Source organism: Synechococcus sp. CS-603, from assembly GCF_977929215.1.
In genome coordinates this window covers 2142562-2160584 of the sequence record NZ_OZ376778.1, presented here as the reverse complement: position 1 = coordinate 2160584, position 18023 = coordinate 2142562, and the positions used below count along the sequence as shown (strand labels likewise).

The following is an 18023-nucleotide window of genomic DNA, read 5'->3' as shown; positions in this document are numbered from 1 at the left end:
AGTGGGCTCGGCTGTCAATCAGCCCTTTCGCACTGATGACGGGAGCATGGATTATGCCTCGCAGGCATTATATTTTGCCTGGAAGTGCTCAGTGGCGGCTGCATTCGCATTGGTATTGTACTTGGTCTTTATGGGTGGAATCATAAGTGGTGGTCTGTTTCCAGAGTTTCCAAATCGTACTGAAGGCTATAATGGTATCCGATGTTTTGTCCTGAATGTAAACCCCGGCACCAACGCAGATTTCGCCAAGCTGCTGGCCTGGTCATTTGTAGCAGGCTTTTCAGAGAAATTTGTACCCAACCTTATTGCTAAGCTGGAAGGTCAGAGCCGAGCCTATGCTAAAGACAATCCATCAGCTGAAGAATAGCTTAATCGCGTCAATCAGCCATCAAAAAGGTTGACTATCTAGTGAGCACCTCGCAATATTGTCATTATCGAGGGAGCCTTGAGAAGCCATGATTTGGTCCTCTGCACGTGCAGATTCGCCTGATGGCTGACATCCATGACTGCAAGGCGGGACGATTATCTAGTTAGCTGATGATCGGGCAGCCAGCGACAGCCTTGAGGAGCAGTACAGGTCATGCAGCAAGTTGTATGTCAGGTCGCGAAGTCCTCACCAAGCTTTTGTTCTGGCAAGTCCAATCCTCCTTGTCAGCTCGCCGCGCATGTAGGAGACTCTGGAAAACCGAGCCTCATCGCGGCATAATGGACCTGTGATCACCGTTCAGTATTGAGTTGACGGCCGGCAAGCAGCTTGACTTCACGGATTATGAGCAGATGATGGTTTAGAAGCACACCCCTACCGAGGCCAGAGGCCGAGCGTGGCGGAGCCACTGGCGGGTGAAGTTCCTGTCTGAGATTGAAGAGGTGCTGCCTTGGCAAGCATTGATTGACCTGATTGAGTCCAGCTACCCCAAGACGAGCAAGAAGGGCGGCCTCGAAGCCCACGCGCTGGAAACGCACCTATCGCCGGCTGGAGATCACCAGAGCCAAACTGCTCCCGGGCGAGCAGGTGCCATTGCTCAAGAACCGACGGGAGTTCACAGCCGGGATGAGGCCCTCAAGCTGTGGGCCACCAGGCGTCAGGAGGGCTGGAGACCCTGCAAGCCCCAGTGGTGATGTCGATTTTTCAGTCAGCACGTTTTGCCTACTGACACCGCCGCCCACCCCACACATGGACGGGATGCCTGGAATGGCGACCCCAACCGGAGTCGACCCTGCCCATGTCGGCCACGCACATGATGTGGGCCCGGCCGGCTCCACCTACGACCTGCGCTTCATCGACGGCATGCGGATGATGGGCGATGGGCCCACCAAGGAGAATCGGGTTGTAATCCTTGCCCAGCGGGCCGAGATCATCGAACTGCGCCGGATGCTGGCCGTGGATGGACTGCGTAAGCCGGCGTACCACAAGTACGACGCTCTTTTCGCGCTCTGAGCAGCCGCTGGCCTGCAGCCCCCTTGACTCTCCTCTCCACTGGAGACCTTATGGTTTGAATGATTGGTATGTCCGGTGTGATGTTCAACCAGAAAATCGATCCCAATCGTCCCCCTCAACACCGCTGGTCAGGGGTCCACCGTCGCGGTCTTCTACTCGCCACGGTGCTGGCTGTGATGACCGTCGCCGGTCTTGGAACCTGGTACGCGCAGCCCACCGCTCGGCCATCAATTGCTGAGCAGACCAATCTGAGCGTTTCTGAGGGAAAGAGCCAGCAGGTGACGGCCTACCGCTCAGCGAGCTGCGGCTGCTGCAAGGGTTGGCTGGACCATCTGCGCGCCGAGGGGTTCAGCGTGGTTAATCACGTGGTGGAAAATCTCGAAGAGATCAAGGTCAGTCATGGAGTTCCTGGGGATCTGGCGTCCTGCCACACCGCCACCCTGGCGGGATACGTGATCGAGGGTCATGTTCCTGCTGAGGCCATCCACCAGTTGCTGCGCCAGCGGCCGGCAGTGGCGGGCCTCGCCGTGCCGGGGATGCCCTTCGGTTCGCCGGGTATGGAGTCAGCGTTGCGCAGTGAGTCCTACACAGTCTTCTCCTTCACCCGCGACGGATCGTTTACGCCCTTCTTCCACGTGAAGGCATAAAGATGGCGATGGATTTCCATTTTGGCCGCCGCTCTTTCCTTGGCCTCGCGGCAGGGGCCTCCGCCTCCGTCGCGGGCGCGGCCCTGCTGGGGCGCTCCGCCCCCATGGCGTCCGGCCCATCACGTGTTCGCTCCAGCGGCGGGCGGCTGGAGATGGATCTGGTGGCGGCGGAAACGGCCGTGACGATTGCCAATGCCCCCCGAATGGCACTCACTTACAACGGCCTGCTGCCCGGCCCGCTGCTGGAGGCTGAACCCGGCGACGCCGTGCGGATCAGGTTGCACAACCGCCTGAATCGTCCCACCAATCTTCACTACCACGGCCTGCATATTTCTCCCAGCGGCAACGCGGACAACGTCTTCTTGAGCGTGGCCCCGGGGGCCAGCCAGACCTACGACTTCAGCCTGCCCGCCGACCACCCTGCCGGCACCTTCTATTACCACCCTCACCGCCACGGAAGCGTGGCTGATCAGGTGTTCGGTGGCCTGGGTGGTGTGCTGATCGTGCGGGGTGCCCTTGATCGCATCCCCGAGGTGCAAGCAGCCCAGGAGCAGGTGGTTTTCCTCAAGGATCTCCCTGGTGATGGGGATTTCGGCTCGATGGGCATGGGGATGATGCTGGGACGGGAGGGAGCGGTGCTCACCGTCAACGGCCAGGTGAATCCTGCGCTCTCGATCCCAGCTGGCGGCCTGCTGCGGCTGCGGATTGTGAACGGATCCAATGCCCGCTTCTGGCGGCTGGCCCTGGAGGACCATCCGTTCAACCTGATCGCCACCGATGGCGGTGCCCTTGAAACTCCGGTGCAGCTAGACGAGCTGCTGCTGGCCCCCGGCGAGCGGGCTGAGGTGCTGGTGCGAGGCGACCAGCAGGGCGGCCGCTACCGGCTGCTGAACCTTCCCTATGCCCGCGGCTCTGGCGGAATGATGGGCGGCATGGGCCGAAGCAGAGGAATGGGAATGGGAATGGGAATGGGCCGAGGCATGGGAATGGGCCGGGGTTCTGCCCAACAGGGGCCGGTGCCTGTCGCCACCCTGGCCTATGAGGGATCTGTGGCGACCCTGCCGTTACCGGAGCGCCTGTTGCCGGTTGTTCCCCTGCCGGAGCCGGTGCGCACCCGCCGCTTCCTGCTCAACCACGGCATGGCCCCGGGCATGGGCATGGTGTTCCTGATCAACGGCCGCGCCTACGAACACGGCAGGATCGATACACGAGTGCAACTCGGAGACACCGAAGAATGGGAACTGGTGAACGACGGGGTCATGGATCACCCTTTCCACGTTCATGTCAACCCGTTTCAGGTGATCAGTCGCAACGGCACTCCGGAATCCTATCGGGCCTGGAAAGATGTGGTGTTAGTCCGAGCGGGGGAGACCGTGCGGATCCGCACTCGCTTCGACGATTTCACCGGACTCACCGTCTACCACTGCCACATCCTTGATCACGAGGAGCTGGGGATGATGGGAACCCTGGAGATTGCCGCTTAGTTCACCTCCATCACACCGCGCACCATGTTCATGCCGCAATGAAAGGGATCGATCCCCGGCGGGGTAGCCGGTAGCTCCAGGCTGGTGGTGGTGGCATTCAGAGCTAGATCGAGGCTTTTGTGGAAGTCGTGAAAGATCACCTGGGCCATACAGCTGGGGCGTGGGTCGTCAGGTCTCGCCCTTGGCAGGCGAGCAACACCGGCTCAGAAATCGCGGGAAGCGGTATAGCCACTGAGATCAGCGGGAGTGTTCACGGGCTTGACGCCCGAATCCAAAACCCCCTTGATCTGCCAGCTGGGATAGCCCTAAGCCCCCTGCTGCTTAAAGGGCGAGGCCTGGCTGTTAACGCCGTCCTCCGCACATTCGATCACCAGCGCTTGGCGGTGATCGAGCCGGTAGCGATCATGCCGATCGTGGCGAGCGCGGCCAAGGTGAGCTTCACCCAGGCTGAGAGAAGGCTGGAGAGGCTGCCATTGAAAAGCCTGAAGTGGCTACAGGGTCAAGGGCCTAATGTCCCCAACAAGGGGTTGCCACCTACCGGGGAGGGAGGATCGATGCAGATTGGCGAGTTGGCACGGGGCACCGGGGTGAAGATCGAAACCATCCGCTATTACGAACGGGAGCACTTGCTGACGGTGCCGCAGCGTACAGATGGCAATTATCGTCTTTATTCGCCGCAGCATGTGGAGCAGTTGCGTTTCATCCGCTTCTGCCGCAGCCTTGACATGAGCCTGGAGGAGGTCCGCGTCTTGATCGGGGCGCGGGACGCACCAGCCGGAAGCTGCCGGACCGTAAACGCCTTGCTCGACGAAAAGATGGCCGAGGTTGATGCGCGGGTTGATGAACTGCGCCAGCTTCAGAATCAGTTGCGGAATCTCAGAGGTCTTTGTCCGCAATCTGATGAGGTGAAGACCTGTGGCATTCTCGTGGAGTTGAACCGTTCGGCTCGAATCAACAAGGCCCAGATCTGATTGTTTCCGCCCTGGCTCAAACTCTGAGCCGCTCAACCATGGGTTTGCGAAGCAGGCGAAGACCATTGGCGATCACGATCAGACTGGTGCCCATGTCAGCAAAAACCGCCATCCACATCGTGGCATTGCCGGCCACGGTGAGAACCAGGAAGAGGGCCTTGATTCCCAGCGCCAGCACAATGTTCTGACGCAGGATGGTGAATGTGCGGCGAGAAAGTGCGATCGTTTCCGGTACGCGCATCAGGTCGTCGTTCATGATCACCACATCAGCCGCTTCGATGGCGATATGGGTGCCCGCGGCCCCCATCGCGAAGCCGATGTCCGCCTGGGCAAGAGCCGGCGCATCGTTGATGCCATCGCCGGCCATGGCTGCGAATCCGTAGCGAGCCTGCAGATTGGCCACCGCTTCGAGCTTGTCTTGAGGCAGCAGATTGCTCCTAACCTCCTCAATCCCTGAAACGGCCGCGATCGCAGCCGCGGTGGCTTCGTTGTCACCCGTGAGCATCACCGGAGTGACACCCAGGCTGCGCAGGGCCTTCATGGCAGCCGCTGAGCTGGGCCGAACGGTGTCAGCGACAGCGATCAGAGCGAGTACGCCGGTTTCATCGGCCAACAAACTGAGCGATCTACCCTGGCGCTCGTGCACCCGCATCACAGCTTCCAGTTCGCTGGAGCAGAGCCCCAGCTCCTCGATCCAGCGGTGATTGGCCAGCATCAGCGGCCGCCCGGCGATCATGCCGCGCACCCCCCGCCCGTGCAGGGCCTCGAAGGCCTCCACGCTCAGACGTTCACCCTCCAGGCTTGTGGCAATCGCTCTCGACACTGGATGGTCGGAGCGATCGGCCAGGCTGCTGGCCAGCTGTTGGAGCGCGCCGGCGTCGGCATCCGCCTGATGAGAGGAGAAGGCCACCAGCTTGGGTTGGCCCAGGGTGATCGTGCCGGTCTTGTCGAGAGCCAGCACCTTGATCTTGCGGGCCTCCTCGATGTACAGGCCTCCCTTGATGATGATGCCGCGACGGGCGGCGGCGGCCAGTCCACTCACCACGGTGACTGGGGTGGCAATCACCAGCGCACAGGGACAGGCGATCACCAGCAGCACCAGGGCCTTGTAGATCGCCTGGGGTGGCGTGAATCCGAGCAAAGCTGGCGTCAGCAGGGCAACAGCCAGGGCGAAGACGAAGACGGCCGGGGTGTAGCGCGCCGCGAAGCGATCGACGAAGCGTTGGATCGGAGCACGGGAAGCCTGGGCTTCCTCCACGGCCTTGATGATCTGCGCCAGCGTGCTGTGGGAGGCGGGCGCCGTCACCCGGATCTCGAGGGCGCCGCTCTGGTTGATCGTGCCGGCAAAAACCTCATCGCCGCTGACCTTGTCAACCGGCAGGCTTTCGCCGGTGATCGGAGCCTGGTTCACCGCACTCTCGCCGCTAAGCACCGTGCCATCGAGCGGCAGACGTTCGCCCGGGCGGACACGCACCACGTCTCCGATGGCCACAGCAGTGGCTGACACCCGTTGCCAGCGACCATCGGGTTTCTGGATCTCCGCCTGATCAGGGGCCATCGCCATCAGGCTGGTGATCGCCTGGCGAGCCCGCTCCACCGCCCGCGCTTCAATCGCCTCGGCCACGGCGTAGAGCGCCATCACCATGGCAGCTTCCGGGAAACGGCCGATCAGGAAAGCGCCCGTGACCGCCACGCTCATCAGTGCATTGATGTTGAGCCGGCCCTGGCGCAGGGCGGCCAGGCCCTTGCGAAACACGGAGAAGCCCGCCAGGGCGATTGCGGCAATCGCCATCCCGCCTTCCAGCAGTTCATGACCCGGGAATGCGGGAATGACCAGATGCAGCAGCTCTGCCGTAATCGCCAGCAGCAAGGAACTTCCCAGGCGGAGCTGTTCACGGCGCCGTTCGGCGCGGGTCTGGGCGGCGGACGGCCGGTGATCGGGGCTGATCGGCTCCGGGTTGAACCCCAGCACGCGGATCGCGGCGAGCGCGGAGCTGAGCGCGGCTGTTTCGGCATCGATCGCCAGAACCCGCTCGGCCAGCAGGAACCTCAGGCCTCGGATGCCGTCGAGTCCTGAGAGGGCATGGCGAATCTCGGTTTCTTCGGTGGCGCAATCCATGGCGCTGATCCGAAACAAGCGTTCGGTAGCGGCGGCCGGCTGCGGGGCTGGGATGGCTTCGGCCGTCTGCCCGCTGGTTCCGCTGCTGCAGCAAGGATCCGCCATGGTGATGTCATCCAGACATCATCAAACAGCCTGTAGTCACTTCAGGGTCAAGGGTCTGGGGGCACTCCTGATCTCGCAGCGGTTGCATTAGCCCTTCCCTGCAAGCCTGAAACCAGGCTTGCAGCCCTACAGTTGTGCCTTTGGCTACACAACTGATGGCCTGGCGCCGGGTCCAGGAGCAGTGCATACGCGGCCGGGCCTTCCAGCCACGCTTTAAGACCCACGATGTGATGGCGTCCTGGTTAGGCGGCCTGCTGGCCATCTCAGCTCTGAGCTTGATCAGCTCCTGGAGCCACTACGCCCTTGTGGTCGCACCCTTCGGGGCTTCCACCGTGCTGTTGTTCGGCCATCCCAGCAGCCCCCTAGCCCAGCCGCGCAACATCGTGTTAGGCAACACCATGGCGACGGCAGTCAGTTTGGTGTGTGTGGCAACCCTGGGCAGTACCCCTTGGGCGATGGGGCTGGCGGTTGGGCTCACCATTGCCCTTGGACAGCTGCTGCGCTGACTGCATCCGCCTGCCGGTGCTGTGGCCTTGCTGTGCGTTCTGCTCAAAGCCCAGCCCGGATTTGTGGTGATGCCGATGCTGACGGGTTCCCTGCTGTTGACGTTGATGGCGTTGCTGTTCAGCCGTCTGAGGCTCCTTGATGAGCCTTATCCCCACCACTGGTTTTGACCAGGTGGCTCAGGTGGTGCAGATCGCAGGGTGCGACTGGCTACGGCTCCGACTCAGGCGCCAGGACCGCAAGGGCCCACGACGCGGTGGCCTTACCTGGTGGCAGGCCACCCATGCATTGTCCTCAGCGCGCAGCGCGTCACGTTTGTTGAAATCGAGTGCGCTGTAAAGCAAGTTGATCACTCGATCGATGCTGAGATCGAGTGCAGCCACCTCCTGCCAGAGCCGCTCGGCTGCTGTCTGATTGGCACGAACGAACTGGGCATCGACCAGTTGCTGAACCACCAAGATCACAAGAGCCTGTTCCTTGTTGGCAACGCACGTAGTTGACCCCATTGGTGTTCAGTGTGAACATATTGATTACCCTAACCCTGTTCGACAGGGTGGCCTGGAGCTACGGCTGGCCAGGCACGGAACAGGCTCAGAAAATTGATCAAAAGCCACTGGAGGAGGCCCTAACCCATGCCCACCATCCATTGCACGACTGTTTGAAGAACTCAGGATCGACTACTGCTGTGGTGGTCAGCTCACGCTGGCGGAGGTCTGTTCCTGGAGGCCGGGGAGGATTCCTCCAGCTTCCACTGCGGATCCGTGGCGGCGCCGATCCAGCAGATGGAGCTGGAGCACAGCGAGGTTGGAGCGGTGCTAAGCCGCCAGCGGGAGCTCTCAGACGACTGCAATACCCCGGAGTGGGGCTGCAACTCTTGTCGCGCCCTGATGGATGGCTTGCTGCAGTTCAAAATCGACCTGCACCAGCACGTGTACAAAGAGAACAACGTGTTGTTCCCGCGGGCAGTCGCCCTGAAACAAGAGCGTCAATCATCCTGAACAGAGCGAGTGCTAAGGGGTTTCGTCCATGGCCATCACTCCCTGGTAGCAGCCGGGGTGCTGCATCCCCCGTGCTCACCGCTGTCAGGGTTGGCCCGATGACATGACGCGCCAGCGGGGCTGGTGTCCGGAGGTGAGATGAGCAACCGGCGGCCAGCCGCGGCGCGGCTCGGGTGGAGGGACACCTGGGTGGTGGGGGTGCTGCCCGATGAAGGGAGCGGTGGCCACAGGCAGAACACAGCAGACCTGGATCTGGCCCTGTTCACCGGCATGGGTAAGGCCCGCAACGTGATCAATGTGCTGAGCGCTGATTTGGTGGTGGTCTGCGGCGGTGGTGGCCGCTGATTCTGCTGGCGGTGCCGGCCCTCTGGAACGACTTCTTCTGCTCGCTAGCCGCCGAGGTGGAGAGCGAGAGCAACGTGCAGGAGTGCTGTCGGTTGATCGAGGCCAGACTGCGAAAAGCATGAGCCGACCATCGTCCCGTGTCCCACTGACCCCGCAGGAGGGTTGGCTGAGCGACGGCCGCTAGGTTCTGTGCTTCCGCCCAACCCGCTGGGAGCGCACCTACCAACGCCTGGAGATCACCAGCGGTGAGCTGCTGCCAGGCGAGCAGGTGCCTTTGCTCAAGAACCGACGGGAGATCAGTCGTCAGGAGGCCCTGAAGCTCTGGGAGGAGAAACGCAAGGCGGGCTGGGCGCCCTGCAGCCCCCAGTGGTGATCACCACCACAGCACAAACCGATCGACTCCCACCAAGCTGAGCTCAGAATTGATGACCACCTTCTTGCCGATCAGCAGCAGCCACCAGCCACGGCGTTATCGCCTGGTGGATCACCACGGCCAACCTCACCTTGAGCTCGATGAGCACTTCGAGTCGATCGAGGAGGCCTGGGCCTTCGCCACCAACTGGTGGCAGCAGCGAAAGCCCACCGGCGATCCGGCTGCTCAAGTTGGCCTTGGCCTGGAGGTGAGCACCGAGAGCGGCAGCTGGCGCACCCTTCGCCCCCCGAAGGGCTGAAGCCTGCAAAGGTGAGGCCACAAGCCACTTCTGCCCTGGCACGCCAGTCCCCGTCAGATCAGACCCAAGCCAGCCCGCAACCCACCGAGGTGCTGGCAGGCTCAATCGAGCGCGTCACCTTCCACAACGCCGAGAACGGCTTCTGCGTGCTGCGCATCAAGGCCCGTGGCCACCGCGACCTGGTGACGGTGGTGGGTCACGCCGCCGAAATCAGCGCCGGCGAATGGGTGACGGTCAGCGGCACCTGGGTGAACAGCCGGGAGCACGGCCAGCAGTTCAAGGCCTCCTTCCTCAGGGCCTCCGCTCCGACCACCGCCGAGGGCATCGAGAAGTACCTCGGCTCGGGAATGATCCGCGGCATCGGCCCGATCTATGCCAGCAAGCTCGTGGCCGTGTTCGGCGATCAGGTGTTCGAGGTGATCGAGCAGGCCCCTGAGCGCCTACGAGAGGTGCCGGGCATCGGCCCGGTGCGGGGCCAGCGGATCAGCCAGGCCTGGGCGGATCAAAAGGTGGTGCGCGAAATCATGGTGTTCCTGCACAGCCATGGCGTCGGCACCGCCCGGGCGGTGCGGATCTTCAAGACGTATGGCAATGACGCCGTGCAGGTGATGGCGGAGAACCCTTACCGATTGGCCCGCGACATCCGTGGCATCGGCTTCCGCACCGCTGATGCGATCGCTGCGCGACTGGGTATCGAACCTGAGGCGATGATCCGCCTGCGGGCCGGCGTTAATTACGCCCTGCTGGAGGCCAGCGGTGAGGGCCACTGCGGCCTGCCCAGCGCCGAGCTGCTCAAGCTCGCCGGAGATTTGCTGGCCGTCGAGCGGCCCAGTGGGCCGGTTGAGGAGAGCGGCGCCACCTCTCGGGTGCCGATGGAGCCAGGGCTGATCCAGAGCGCCCTGGATCTGGAACTCGCCGAGGGTTCCGTCGTTGCGGACGTCCTGGCCGGTGAACCGGCGATCTTCCTTGCCAATTTGCACCGCGATGAGCGCCGCATCGCGGCGTTCCTTCAGGCGCTGGTGGTGGGCTGCCCGCCCTGGGGAAGCATCGAGGCCGCCATTGCCATCCCCTGGGTGGAGCAACGCCTGGGCCTGGAGCTCGCTGCCAGCCAGAAGGCAGCGGTGGAGCAGGCCCTCTCCAGCAAGGTGCTGGTGATCACCGGCGGGCCGGGGGTGGGCAAGACCACCTTGATCAACGCCATCCTGCGCATCCTGGCGGCCAAGCGGCTGCGAATTCTGCTCTGCGCCCCTACCGGCCGGGCCGCCAAGCGGATGGGCGAAACCACCGGGCTTGAGGCCAAAACCATCCACCGGTTGCTGGAGTTCGACCCGGCGGCCTTTGGCTTCAAGCGCAATGCCGAGCTGCCGCTGGAGTGCGATCTGCTGGTGGTGGATGAGACCTCGATGGTGGATGTGCCGTTGATGGCCTCCCTGCTGGACGCCCTCCCACCAGAGGCGGCCTTGCTGCTGGTGGGTGATGTGGATCAGCTGCCCTCGGTGGGGCCCGGCCAGGTGCTGGCCGATCTGATCAACAGCGGCGCGCTGCCGGTGGCCCGGCTCACGGAGGTGTTCCGCCAGGCGGCCAGCAGCCGCATCATCACCGCCGCCCACGCCATCAATGCCGGCACCATCCCCGATCTACGGCCGCCGCCGGCTGAGACCACCACCGACTTCTATTTCCTACCTGCCGACTCGCCCGAGCAGGCGGTGGCCTTGATCCTCAAGGTGGTGGGCGAACGCATCCCGGCGCGCTTTGGCCTCGATCCGATCGCCCAGGTGCAGGTGCTGTGCCCGATGGCGCGCGGTGGTTGTGGCTCCCGCTCGCTCAACATCGAGCTGCAGCAATTGCTCAACCCCGACCCCACCGAGCAGGTGGAGCGCTTTGGCTGGCGCTTTGCGCCGGCCGACAAGGTGATGCAGGTGGCCAACGACTACGAGAAGGAGGTGTTCAACGGCGATGTGGGCACGGTGGAAACGATCGATGCCGATGCCAGCGAACTGACGGTGCGTTACCCCTCCGGGGAAGCCGGGGGCTTTGACGGCCGCGAGGTGACCTACGGCTGGGGCGAGCTCGACAACCTGGTGCCTGCCTACGCCTGCACGATCCACAAGAGCCAGGGCAGCGAATACCCCGCCGTGGTGATCCCCCTGCTCACCCAGCACTACGCGATGCTGCAGCGCAATCTGGTGTACACCGGCATCACCCGTGGCAAGCAGCTGGTGGTGCTGGTGGGGCAGAAGAAAGCACTGGCGATGGCGGTGAAGAACCACCTAAGCCGCCGGCGTTACACCAAGTTGGCGGAGTGGCTCGGCTGAGCAGTGGCAATGGAATCAATGTCGGATTCAGTTGTGCCCTGGTTTGCGCAGCTCAGCATCACTCCTTGACAGGAGGCAATCGACTCGCGCAGAACTCCAGCACATTGAAGCAGGTGTTCAGAAAGCCAGCCGCAACGGCCACGTCCACCGCCACGCCTTTGTACAAATTCGCTCGTATCAGCCTGCAGTCGACCAGACCCTCGTCCACGTACCAGCCGCCTTGGTGCTCGATTCGCCCATCGGGCAGGAAGCTGTTGGGTACGTAACTACGGAACTCCTCCAGCCAGAGGGTGGTGGGCAGGTTCGTGGCCATCTCACAGATCTGCGACAGCAGCGGATTACCAACCAGTGGCGGCAGACCCGATAGGGCGGGCAGCGCCCTGTGGACGCTCGAGGCCACGCGTAACAGGCAAGTCAGGGCTGCATCAGCTTGCCTGAGCGGTTCATCCGGCCGAGCCAGCACTGCCTGGATCCGCTGCCAGGTCCGTACCGCCCCATCGAGCGCAAGATCGCCCCGCAGCTGACACAGCCGCTCCTGGTTCGCCGGACTGTCGAACCGCCCGGGGAGTTGCAGCGTTTCCTCGGGATTCTCAGGCCAGGGGAGCGCCAGCAGCCAGGCGATCGGCTCGAGCTTCTGGTAAATCCAGTCGTTGGCTTCCTGATGGGTCTCAGCCTTACGTTCGTCGAAGTCCTGCAGCGGCCGGGTGAGCTCGTCGAGCCGGTGATCCGGGTCCGAGTCCGGCCCGGGTGCCAGCTCGAAGATCAGGTTGCGCAGCAGAAAGGTGTTGGGTTCACCGCCACCGAACTTCTGGTACTTGTAATTCAGGTACTGATAAGTGAGGTTGCGGGTGCGCTTTAGGTAGCCGTTGAAGGCCGGTAGCACCTGCGCCGTGCGCCGCCGCGTCCAGAGCAGGGCGGCGCACGCCAGCAGCGGCACGCTCACGCCAGCGGCGCCCTGGGCTCCGGCAGGATTCGGCACCAGACCCAGCTGGCGCAGCGGCAGCGCCAGGGCAGGGCTGCGGCGTATCCAGCCCAGCAATGGTTGCCGCAGGATGGGCAGCTTGCGCACGATCCAGACAGCCACGGCCGGCGGCAGAGCCAACAGTGTCAGCAGCGGCAGCAGGGCGCCGCCTACACCACTGAGCAAAGCCCAGGTCCAGCGGCGGGCGGCGAGCAGCCCACCGCGGCGGCGATGAGACTCATTCGCTTTCGGGGCTTCCTGCGGTGGTTTCTGGCTGGCCGGATCCAGCGCCTTGTTCGCCGGCTGAATGTTGTCCACATCAGTGGCCAGAACGTAGATCCGGCCACGCTTGTCATGGGGTGTGCGGGCCCGTTCGGCGTCACCCAGATGGGGCTCGATCCCCAGCAGGATTGCCTCCTCCAGCCGCAGCGACTGGATCGTGATCTCCACGCTGGCCAGTCCGAGGTTGTCGTACAGGCCCCCGTCCATCAGCGCTACCGCATCGGCACCGCCGCACAGGCGCCTGGTCACCGCCCGGATCTCCCCGTCTTCCTCTGGGAGGCGTAGGAAATCGTCAGGGAAGATGAGCGGCTCGAAGCCACCGGGAAAGCAGAAGGATGCCGCCACGCAATCGGCGATCCGCAGGCCGGCGGCCACGATCTGGGCTGGATCCTCCACCTTGGCGACGGTCGGAATGCGGAAGCGATTCACCACATAGGCAGAACCGTTGCGGGGGTGCCGCATCACCCCGAAGCGGAACAGATCCAGCGAGGTGAGATCGGCTGCATTGAAGTACACGTGATCGGGCGCACAGTCGCTATGTACCAGCAGGGCGTGGATCGCCTCGTGGCCCAACGTTTCAGGACAGCCTTGTTCTTTCAGCAGGGCCTGAACCTCCTCGGCGGCGCTGCGAATCAGCTTCTGGCCTGGGCCCAGCGGGATCGGCAGCAGGTCAGCCACAAGGCGGTCCCCCAGGCGCCCGTCATGGAGGAAGGCGAGGAAGGGAAGGAGGAACCTTTGCTGGAACCCATCGTCTCGCCAGGCCTCCAGGGTCCGCTGCGGGTCTTCGACATCGTGCAGGAACCCGGCCTTGGCGCAAAGGTAGAAGCCCCCCACCAGCGATCCGCCTGACACGGTGGAAAGCACCGCCACCCGCTCCATGAGCCCCAGCTCCTGCAGCAGGGCAATCGTGCCGAGCCCGAAGGCGGCGGCCCGGTGACCGCCGCCTGAGATCGATAGGGCCAGCTTGGTGGGGCTCTCCAGGGGCATTGCTCCGGAACCAGTTGGCCTCAGCCTGGCATCGATCCGCCGCCCCTCAGCAGTAGATCAATTGTCCCCTTCTTTCTCCGATAGGAGGGCCTGGAACTCTGGGTCGAGCTGCCGTTCCTCCTTGCCGGCGGCCTGGCGCCAGTTCCGGTTGGGGCGGGGCGTCATGAAGCAGGGCAGGTCGATCTTTCTATGAATCAAAGCCCTCGACCAACTCATCGCGAGCCCTAGAGCTGCAACTGGCCCTAGCCCTTGGCATCTGCGGAGCAGTAGGGCGACCGACAGGAGTCGCCTTTGTCATTGGTGCCGTTCAGCCTTGTTTCAGCAGCGCCTCGACGCTGGCTACTTTGTCTTCCAGTGTCTGGTCTCTATCGGTACGGGTGTTGATCGCCACGCTGGTGTAAACCCGCAAGCAACCCATGGCGTGTACCACCTGATGACAGGCCTCGATTGCCATGAACACCGGGCCCCATTCCCCCTCGATTGCGGTGCCGTTGGGGTGGAGCTGGATCTTGAGGCCTGCGTGCATCAGCGCGCGTTCGCAGGCGGCGATGTAGGGCGCCAAGTTCACCCCTACCCCGATGGGCACGATGCAGAGATCGACGATCACCTTCATGGTCTGCTCGGCGCAGCTTCCGTCCTCATCCTGTTCCAGCCGACACGACAAAGCCCGGCGACAAGGACACCGGGCTCTGAAGATCTGAGTTTGTTGTGGGCTGAGCTGCTGACGCTGGCGCCTGGGGCCAGTTGACAAGTGGGACCTCCCTTTGGGTCCGGGGCACCTGAGGCGAGGCCTTTAACGGTGCAGTGGACGGCGACAACGTCACACGCCTGGGAAGTCAGTAATCCGTCGAGAATGTTGGAGCAGGGACCGGATCGTCAGCGCGCTCCTGGCACCTGACCCGGGGGAGTGTCATCCATCGTTGGGCCTCCGAAAACGATAAGTGAACAATCGGACGGATGGCTGTTGGAGGCAATAGGAGTTTATGCCTGAGAGCGGGTCGTGGCGAAGCGATCGAAGGCCCGGCCGCAGGGCTGAATCCTGCTGGCGCTGTCAAAATCAGTGACACATCGATTCTTTCGTCACCATGCCGCGCCAGCGCTACCGGCAGAACCCACTGCCGCTCGGACATGATGCTCCGCCAGTCGAGCTGTTCGGACCGGAGCAGCCCAACCCATCCGGGCTCCAGATAGCGGAACAGGGCCAGCTGGAAGTTGTGCCGCTGGGCCCGCTGTTCGAGGGGGGTGGCGTGGGAAAGGGCAGCAAGGCGGCCTGATCAGAGGAACGCAACCGCTGGTTGCCCTTTATCTGCGGTTCTGTAGCGGCAGCAGGTGCCACATGGCTCTCGGCGGCCTCACGCCTAAGTGTGTAGTCCCACCACGTTGTTCAGCTGACAAGGGGGTGTGAGGTCGCCAGGGTCGGAGTGTCACCACCGTCCCAAGACCTCACACACCATGCATAGCCACCCTCTGGCCCGACTGACACCCATCAGTCGGGAACGGCTCATCCGCCGGCATCTCGATGAAGGCGTGCCACTCAAAGCCCTTGCAGCACAAGCCGGGATCAGCCTGCGTACGGCCTACAAGTGGCTCTCCAGGTTTCGAGCAGGCGGCGTAGCGGCACTGGCGGATCGACGGAGTGTTCGCCGCAGCCAGCGGCGGACGCTCGATCCGCAGCAACTCCAGCAGGCTGTAGACCTGCGGCACCAGCGCTGCACGCTCCGCCGCATCGCCAGGGCTCTCTGTGCGCCCCTCTCCACCGTTGGTCGGCTCATGAAGGGCCTGGGCCTGGGACGCCTGAAGAACCTTGACCCCAAACGTCTTGTTCGTCGCTACCAGTGGGAGCGCCCCGGGGACATGATCCATGTCGACATCAAACAGCTGGCCAGGTTTGAGCGGGTCGGCCACCGCATCACCGGCGACCGTCGTCAAGGCTCCTCCCGAGGTGCCGGCTACGAGAAGGTACATGTCGCGATCGACGACGCCACCCGCCTGGCTTACGTCGAGGTGCTCGCAGACGAGCAGAAGGCGACAACCGTTGGCTTCCTGGCCCGTGCCGTCGGATGGTTTTCTGAACAGGGGATCACCTGTCGCCGGATCCTCTCGGACAACGGCCCCTCCTATCGCTCGGATGACTGGCGAAAAGCCTGTCGGGCTCTGGATCTGAAACCCATCCGCACCAAGCCCTACACCCCGCAGACCAACGGCAAGGCCGAACGGTTCATCAAAACCATCTTGTCGGAATGGGCCTATGTGATCGCCTACCAAACATCGGATGAACGCAACCGCTGGCTACCCCGCTATCTGGGGATCTATAACGGCAGCAGGTGCCACATGGCTCTCGGTGGCCTCACTCCTCAGCAATGCCTCCAGCGGCTGCTGATCGCTGAATGACCTGGTGAGAAAGCACACTTAGGCCCTTGCTTTTCACTTCCACGAAAATCTGACAAACGGATATATCCGGCCCGATATTTTGCATTGTGCTTGTTCTGAAGAGCAAATGTGCAGATCGGAACAGTCGCCCCCTCGAATCCAGAGTATTCCAGTTGCACTAGCGTCGTAATGGTTGCTTGAGAAATTAGTCTCTTGCGAAGCCCCTCATAGGACGAGATGAACATCCAAACGAATGGCGACATGAAACCGAGGAAACCGTCAGGAAACACTAGTGATAGACAGCGAACTATGAATGCGGCGAAAAGATCAGATTTGTAGTCTTCAACTTGCGTCTCAAGAAAACGTTTCACGCTGGAATTCATCCCTTTCGAACCCATATACGGCGGATTGGCCACGACGACGTGATACCGCTGGGTGAGCGCCTCGGCTTGTGCGAGCACGCGCAGGACTTTGAGGTGCGTCTCGCGCAGGAAGAGCTGGCCGCCGAGGTCCTTTGCTTCGATGGCATCGCGCACAAAGGCCAGGCTTCGTTCATCCATGCAAGGCTGAATCAGCGAGCCGAAGTTTTTCGCCTCTTCAAATTTCCGGAGCAACTTGAACAGGTTTTGATCGAACAGTTCTCCGAGACCCAGGGCCTCGATGTAGTCATTCAGCTCGTCCCCTTCAAACTGCACGTTCTGCAGCTCGATGATCTGCGGCCGTACCAGCTGCTCGCTCTGGAAGAAGCGCCGCGACGATTCCCGCGCCTTGAACACAAGCGCCAGCTCGGCGAGCTGGGCGGCACGGGGGCAGATCTCTAGCCCGTAGAGGTTGTGCCGCAGGATCAGGGCCGGAATCTCGCTGGGGGCGTAGCCCTCCTCCGCGTAGATGAGACTGAGCAGGTCGAAGGCGTAGGTGAGCATGTGCCCGCTGCCGACGGCGGGATCGAGCAGGCGGATTTCCTCGGGCTTGGTGATTTTGAGGAAGTCGGTCTCGGGTTCGCCCTCGATGTAGTAGGGCATGTGCTCGCGCAGCTTCGAGGCTGGACGGTTCAGCAACCACAGCCGCCCCAGAGAGTTCTCCACCAGGTAGCGCACGATCCAGTGCGGGGTGAACAGCTGGGTGACGGCGGGGATGTCTTCTGTAGGCACCGCCTTCTTGCGGGCCATCACCTCTTTTTTTTTCTCGGCGATATAGAACTGATACAGCCAGCCCAATATCTCCACGTCGTCGCAGTCGGCATCATGGATCGAGCGGCGGAAGCCCGCCGCGATGGAGCCATCGGTGAGCAGGTCATCGGGCAGCAGCAGCTCGGTGGCGTCATCGAGCCCCTCGAACAGGTTTGGCAGCAGCTGGTGATAGAAGCGGCACACCGCCAGCACCAGCTCCCGGTACACCTCCCCCTGGGGGTCGGCGCCGGGGGTGGCCGTGGGGATCTGGCCATCGAGCAGCTGGTTCAGCCGTGCTTCCTGGCTGTGGCGCTGCAGCTCCGCCGGCAGCTGGCCGTTGCGCATCAGTTTCAGCAGCTCCGGCTGGGTGTCGGCATCCGTGGCCGGCATCAGCACCTTGGCGCCGAACGGATGCCAGCCCCTGGCATCGAGATAACGCAGCGCCGCCAAGCGGTTGAACCAGCTGTAGGCCACCCGCTCCAGCAGCTCCTGCCGGCTGATCTGCTCCTGCTGCCGCAGCTCAGCAATTTGCGTGGCGTAGGTGGTGAGCGTGTCGGGGGTGGTGCTGGTGAGCAACCGATCGAGCTTGCGGCCCACCGCCTCGATCAGCTGCCGCCGCATCGCCGGAGCGAAGGTTTTGAGGCTGGCGGTGTTGAT

General features: G+C 62.8%; 20 protein-coding genes and 1 pseudogene. 15 read left to right on the top strand and 6 right to left on the bottom strand.

The annotated features are described in order from the left end of the window. The first annotated feature begins 46 nt into the window (after positions 1 to 46). The 5 genes from ACXMDM_RS11385 (at position 47) to ACXMDM_RS11365 (ending at position 3569) form a co-directional block, all read left to right on the top strand. A complete protein-coding gene (locus ACXMDM_RS11385) occupies positions 47 to 367 on the top strand; it encodes a hypothetical protein (protein ID WP_313772523.1) in 321 nt (106 codons plus the stop codon). 473 nt (positions 368 to 840) lie between these two features. Beyond that, positions 841 to 1119, top strand: coding sequence for a DUF1651 domain-containing protein (locus ACXMDM_RS11380; RefSeq protein WP_499569642.1), 279 nt, complete (start codon positions 841 to 843; stop codon positions 1117 to 1119). A gap of 73 nt (positions 1120 to 1192) precedes the next feature. Further along, the gene (locus tag ACXMDM_RS11375) at positions 1193 to 1438 is read left to right on the top strand and encodes a hypothetical protein (protein ID WP_071799676.1); all 246 of its coding nucleotides are present in this window, start codon (positions 1193 to 1195) and stop codon (positions 1436 to 1438) included. Between the two features lie 176 nt (positions 1439 to 1614). Beyond that, entirely contained in the window at positions 1615 to 2085 is a 471-nt protein-coding gene (locus tag ACXMDM_RS11370; protein WP_499569640.1) for a DUF411 domain-containing protein, read from the top strand. Between the two features lie 2 nt (positions 2086 to 2087). Then, positions 2088 to 3569 carry a multicopper oxidase family protein gene (locus tag ACXMDM_RS11365; protein ID WP_499569638.1) on the top strand — a complete coding sequence of 494 codons (1482 nt, stop codon included), beginning with the start codon at positions 2088 to 2090 and terminating at the stop codon, positions 3567 to 3569. Here ACXMDM_RS11365 and ACXMDM_RS11360 read toward each other — a convergent pair. Next, positions 3566 to 3718, bottom strand: coding sequence for a cupredoxin domain-containing protein (locus ACXMDM_RS11360; protein WP_186437660.1), 153 nt, complete (start codon positions 3716 to 3718; stop codon positions 3566 to 3568). The two genes, ACXMDM_RS11365 and ACXMDM_RS11360, sit on opposite strands and share 4 nt — an antisense overlap. Before the next feature lie 234 nt (positions 3719 to 3952). On the opposite strand from ACXMDM_RS11360, the gene cadR reads away from it, so the two are divergent. Further along, on the top strand, positions 3953 to 4540 hold the full coding sequence (gene cadR / locus ACXMDM_RS11355; protein WP_259723083.1) for a Cd(II)/Pb(II)-responsive transcriptional regulator: 588 nt from the start codon (positions 3953 to 3955) through the stop codon (positions 4538 to 4540). Positions 4541 to 4556: 16 nt separating this feature from the next. On the opposite strand, the gene ACXMDM_RS11350 is transcribed toward cadR, so the two are convergent. Further along, complete coding sequence (locus ACXMDM_RS11350; protein WP_259723079.1) at positions 4557 to 6764, bottom strand: heavy metal translocating P-type ATPase; 2208 nt, start codon at positions 6762 to 6764, stop codon at positions 4557 to 4559. Between the two features lie 155 nt (positions 6765 to 6919). On the opposite strand from ACXMDM_RS11350, the pseudogene ACXMDM_RS11345 reads away from it, so the two are divergent. Further along, positions 6920 to 7438, top strand: a pseudogene (locus ACXMDM_RS11345) (HPP family protein). A gap of 9 nt (positions 7439 to 7447) precedes the next feature. Here the strand turns inward: ACXMDM_RS11345 and ACXMDM_RS11340 are convergent. Further along, entirely contained in the window at positions 7448 to 7726 is a 279-nt protein-coding gene (locus ACXMDM_RS11340; protein ID WP_186437658.1) for a hypothetical protein, read from the bottom strand. A 187-nt stretch (positions 7727 to 7913) separates the two neighbouring features. Between ACXMDM_RS11340 and ACXMDM_RS11335 the strand changes: the two genes are divergently transcribed. The 6 genes from ACXMDM_RS11335 to recD2 all read left to right on the top strand — a co-directional run bounded on the left by ACXMDM_RS11335 (position 7914) and on the right by recD2 (position 11597). Continuing rightward, positions 7914 to 8087: a DUF542 domain-containing protein gene (locus tag ACXMDM_RS11335; protein ID WP_083544587.1), complete on the top strand. Its 174-nt coding sequence runs from the start codon at positions 7914 to 7916 to the stop codon at positions 8085 to 8087. Then, on the top strand, positions 8030 to 8266 hold the full coding sequence (locus ACXMDM_RS11330; RefSeq protein WP_259723081.1) for a hemerythrin domain-containing protein: 237 nt from the start codon (positions 8030 to 8032) through the stop codon (positions 8264 to 8266). The genes ACXMDM_RS11335 and ACXMDM_RS11330 overlap by 58 nt, the downstream gene beginning before the upstream one ends. Positions 8267 to 8404: 138 nt before the next feature. Continuing rightward, complete coding sequence (locus ACXMDM_RS11325) at positions 8405 to 8611, top strand: SLOG cluster 4 domain-containing protein (protein WP_499569634.1); 207 nt, start codon at positions 8405 to 8407, stop codon at positions 8609 to 8611. A gap of 187 nt (positions 8612 to 8798) precedes the next feature. Then, entirely contained in the window at positions 8799 to 8984 is a 186-nt protein-coding gene (locus ACXMDM_RS11320; RefSeq protein WP_259723084.1) for a DUF1651 domain-containing protein, read from the top strand. Between the two features lie 52 nt (positions 8985 to 9036). Then, positions 9037 to 9282: a hypothetical protein gene (locus ACXMDM_RS11315; RefSeq protein WP_071799784.1), complete on the top strand. Its 246-nt coding sequence runs from the start codon at positions 9037 to 9039 to the stop codon at positions 9280 to 9282. 89 nt (positions 9283 to 9371) lie between these two features. After that, positions 9372 to 11597 carry an SF1B family DNA helicase RecD2 gene (gene recD2 / locus ACXMDM_RS11310; RefSeq protein WP_499569632.1) on the top strand — a complete coding sequence of 742 codons (2226 nt, stop codon included), beginning with the start codon at positions 9372 to 9374 and terminating at the stop codon, positions 11595 to 11597. A gap of 58 nt (positions 11598 to 11655) precedes the next feature. On the opposite strand, the gene ACXMDM_RS11305 is transcribed toward recD2, so the two are convergent. Both ACXMDM_RS11305 and ACXMDM_RS11300 read right to left on the bottom strand, forming a co-directional pair. Continuing rightward, positions 11656 to 13827 carry a patatin-like phospholipase family protein gene (locus ACXMDM_RS11305; RefSeq protein ID WP_071799674.1) on the bottom strand — a complete coding sequence of 724 codons (2172 nt, stop codon included), beginning with the start codon at positions 13825 to 13827 and terminating at the stop codon, positions 11656 to 11658. Positions 13828 to 14134: 307 nt separating this feature from the next. Then, positions 14135 to 14440: an MTH1187 family thiamine-binding protein gene (locus ACXMDM_RS11300; protein ID WP_071801801.1), complete on the bottom strand. Its 306-nt coding sequence runs from the start codon at positions 14438 to 14440 to the stop codon at positions 14135 to 14137. A gap of 472 nt (positions 14441 to 14912) precedes the next feature. Here ACXMDM_RS11300 and ACXMDM_RS11295 point away from each other — a divergent pair, with 472 nt between their 5' ends. Further along, positions 14913 to 15101: a hypothetical protein gene (locus ACXMDM_RS11295; RefSeq protein WP_071799673.1), complete on the top strand. Its 189-nt coding sequence runs from the start codon at positions 14913 to 14915 to the stop codon at positions 15099 to 15101. A 178-nt stretch (positions 15102 to 15279) separates the two neighbouring features. After that, complete coding sequence (locus ACXMDM_RS11290; protein ID WP_071799672.1) at positions 15280 to 16218, top strand: IS481 family transposase; 939 nt, start codon at positions 15280 to 15282, stop codon at positions 16216 to 16218. Here ACXMDM_RS11290 and pglX read toward each other — a convergent pair. Next, positions 16182 to 17987: a BREX-1 system adenine-specific DNA-methyltransferase PglX gene (pglX, locus tag ACXMDM_RS11285; protein ID WP_162922806.1), complete on the bottom strand. Its 1806-nt coding sequence runs from the start codon at positions 17985 to 17987 to the stop codon at positions 16182 to 16184. The two genes, ACXMDM_RS11290 and pglX, sit on opposite strands and share 37 nt — an antisense overlap. Between the last annotated feature and the right edge of the window lie 36 nt (positions 17988 to 18023).

Bases quoted from the DNA above. Each gene is read 5' to 3' on its own strand.
- ACXMDM_RS11305 (WP_071799674.1), bottom strand. From the start codon at position 13,827: ATGCCCCTGGAGAGCCCCACCAAGCTGGCCCTATCGATCTCAGGCGGC.
- ACXMDM_RS11290 (WP_071799672.1), top strand. From the start codon at position 15,280: ATGCATAGCCACCCTCTGGCCCGACTGACACCCATCAGTCGGGAACGG.
- ACXMDM_RS11350 (WP_259723079.1), bottom strand. From the start codon at position 6,764: ATGGCGGATCCTTGCTGCAGCAGCGGAACCAGCGGGCAGACGGCCGAA.
- ACXMDM_RS11325 (WP_499569634.1), top strand. From the start codon at position 8,405: ATGAGCAACCGGCGGCCAGCCGCGGCGCGGCTCGGGTGGAGGGACACC.
- ACXMDM_RS11315 (WP_071799784.1), top strand. From the start codon at position 9,037: ATGACCACCTTCTTGCCGATCAGCAGCAGCCACCAGCCACGGCGTTAT.
- ACXMDM_RS11385 (WP_313772523.1), top strand. From the start codon at position 47: ATGGATTATGCCTCGCAGGCATTATATTTTGCCTGGAAGTGCTCAGTG.
- ACXMDM_RS11360 (WP_186437660.1), bottom strand. From the start codon at position 3,718: ATGGCCCAGGTGATCTTTCACGACTTCCACAAAAGCCTCGATCTAGCT.
- ACXMDM_RS11295 (WP_071799673.1), top strand. From the start codon at position 14,913: ATGCCGCGCCAGCGCTACCGGCAGAACCCACTGCCGCTCGGACATGAT.
- pglX (WP_162922806.1), bottom strand. From the start codon at position 17,987: ATGCGGCGGCAGCTGATCGAGGCGGTGGGCCGCAAGCTCGATCGGTTG.
- ACXMDM_RS11370 (WP_499569640.1), top strand. From the start codon at position 1,615: ATGACCGTCGCCGGTCTTGGAACCTGGTACGCGCAGCCCACCGCTCGG.
- ACXMDM_RS11300 (WP_071801801.1), bottom strand. From the start codon at position 14,440: ATGAAGGTGATCGTCGATCTCTGCATCGTGCCCATCGGGGTAGGGGTG.
- ACXMDM_RS11375 (WP_071799676.1), top strand. From the start codon at position 1,193: ATGGCGACCCCAACCGGAGTCGACCCTGCCCATGTCGGCCACGCACAT.
- ACXMDM_RS11365 (WP_499569638.1), top strand. From the start codon at position 2,088: ATGGCGATGGATTTCCATTTTGGCCGCCGCTCTTTCCTTGGCCTCGCG.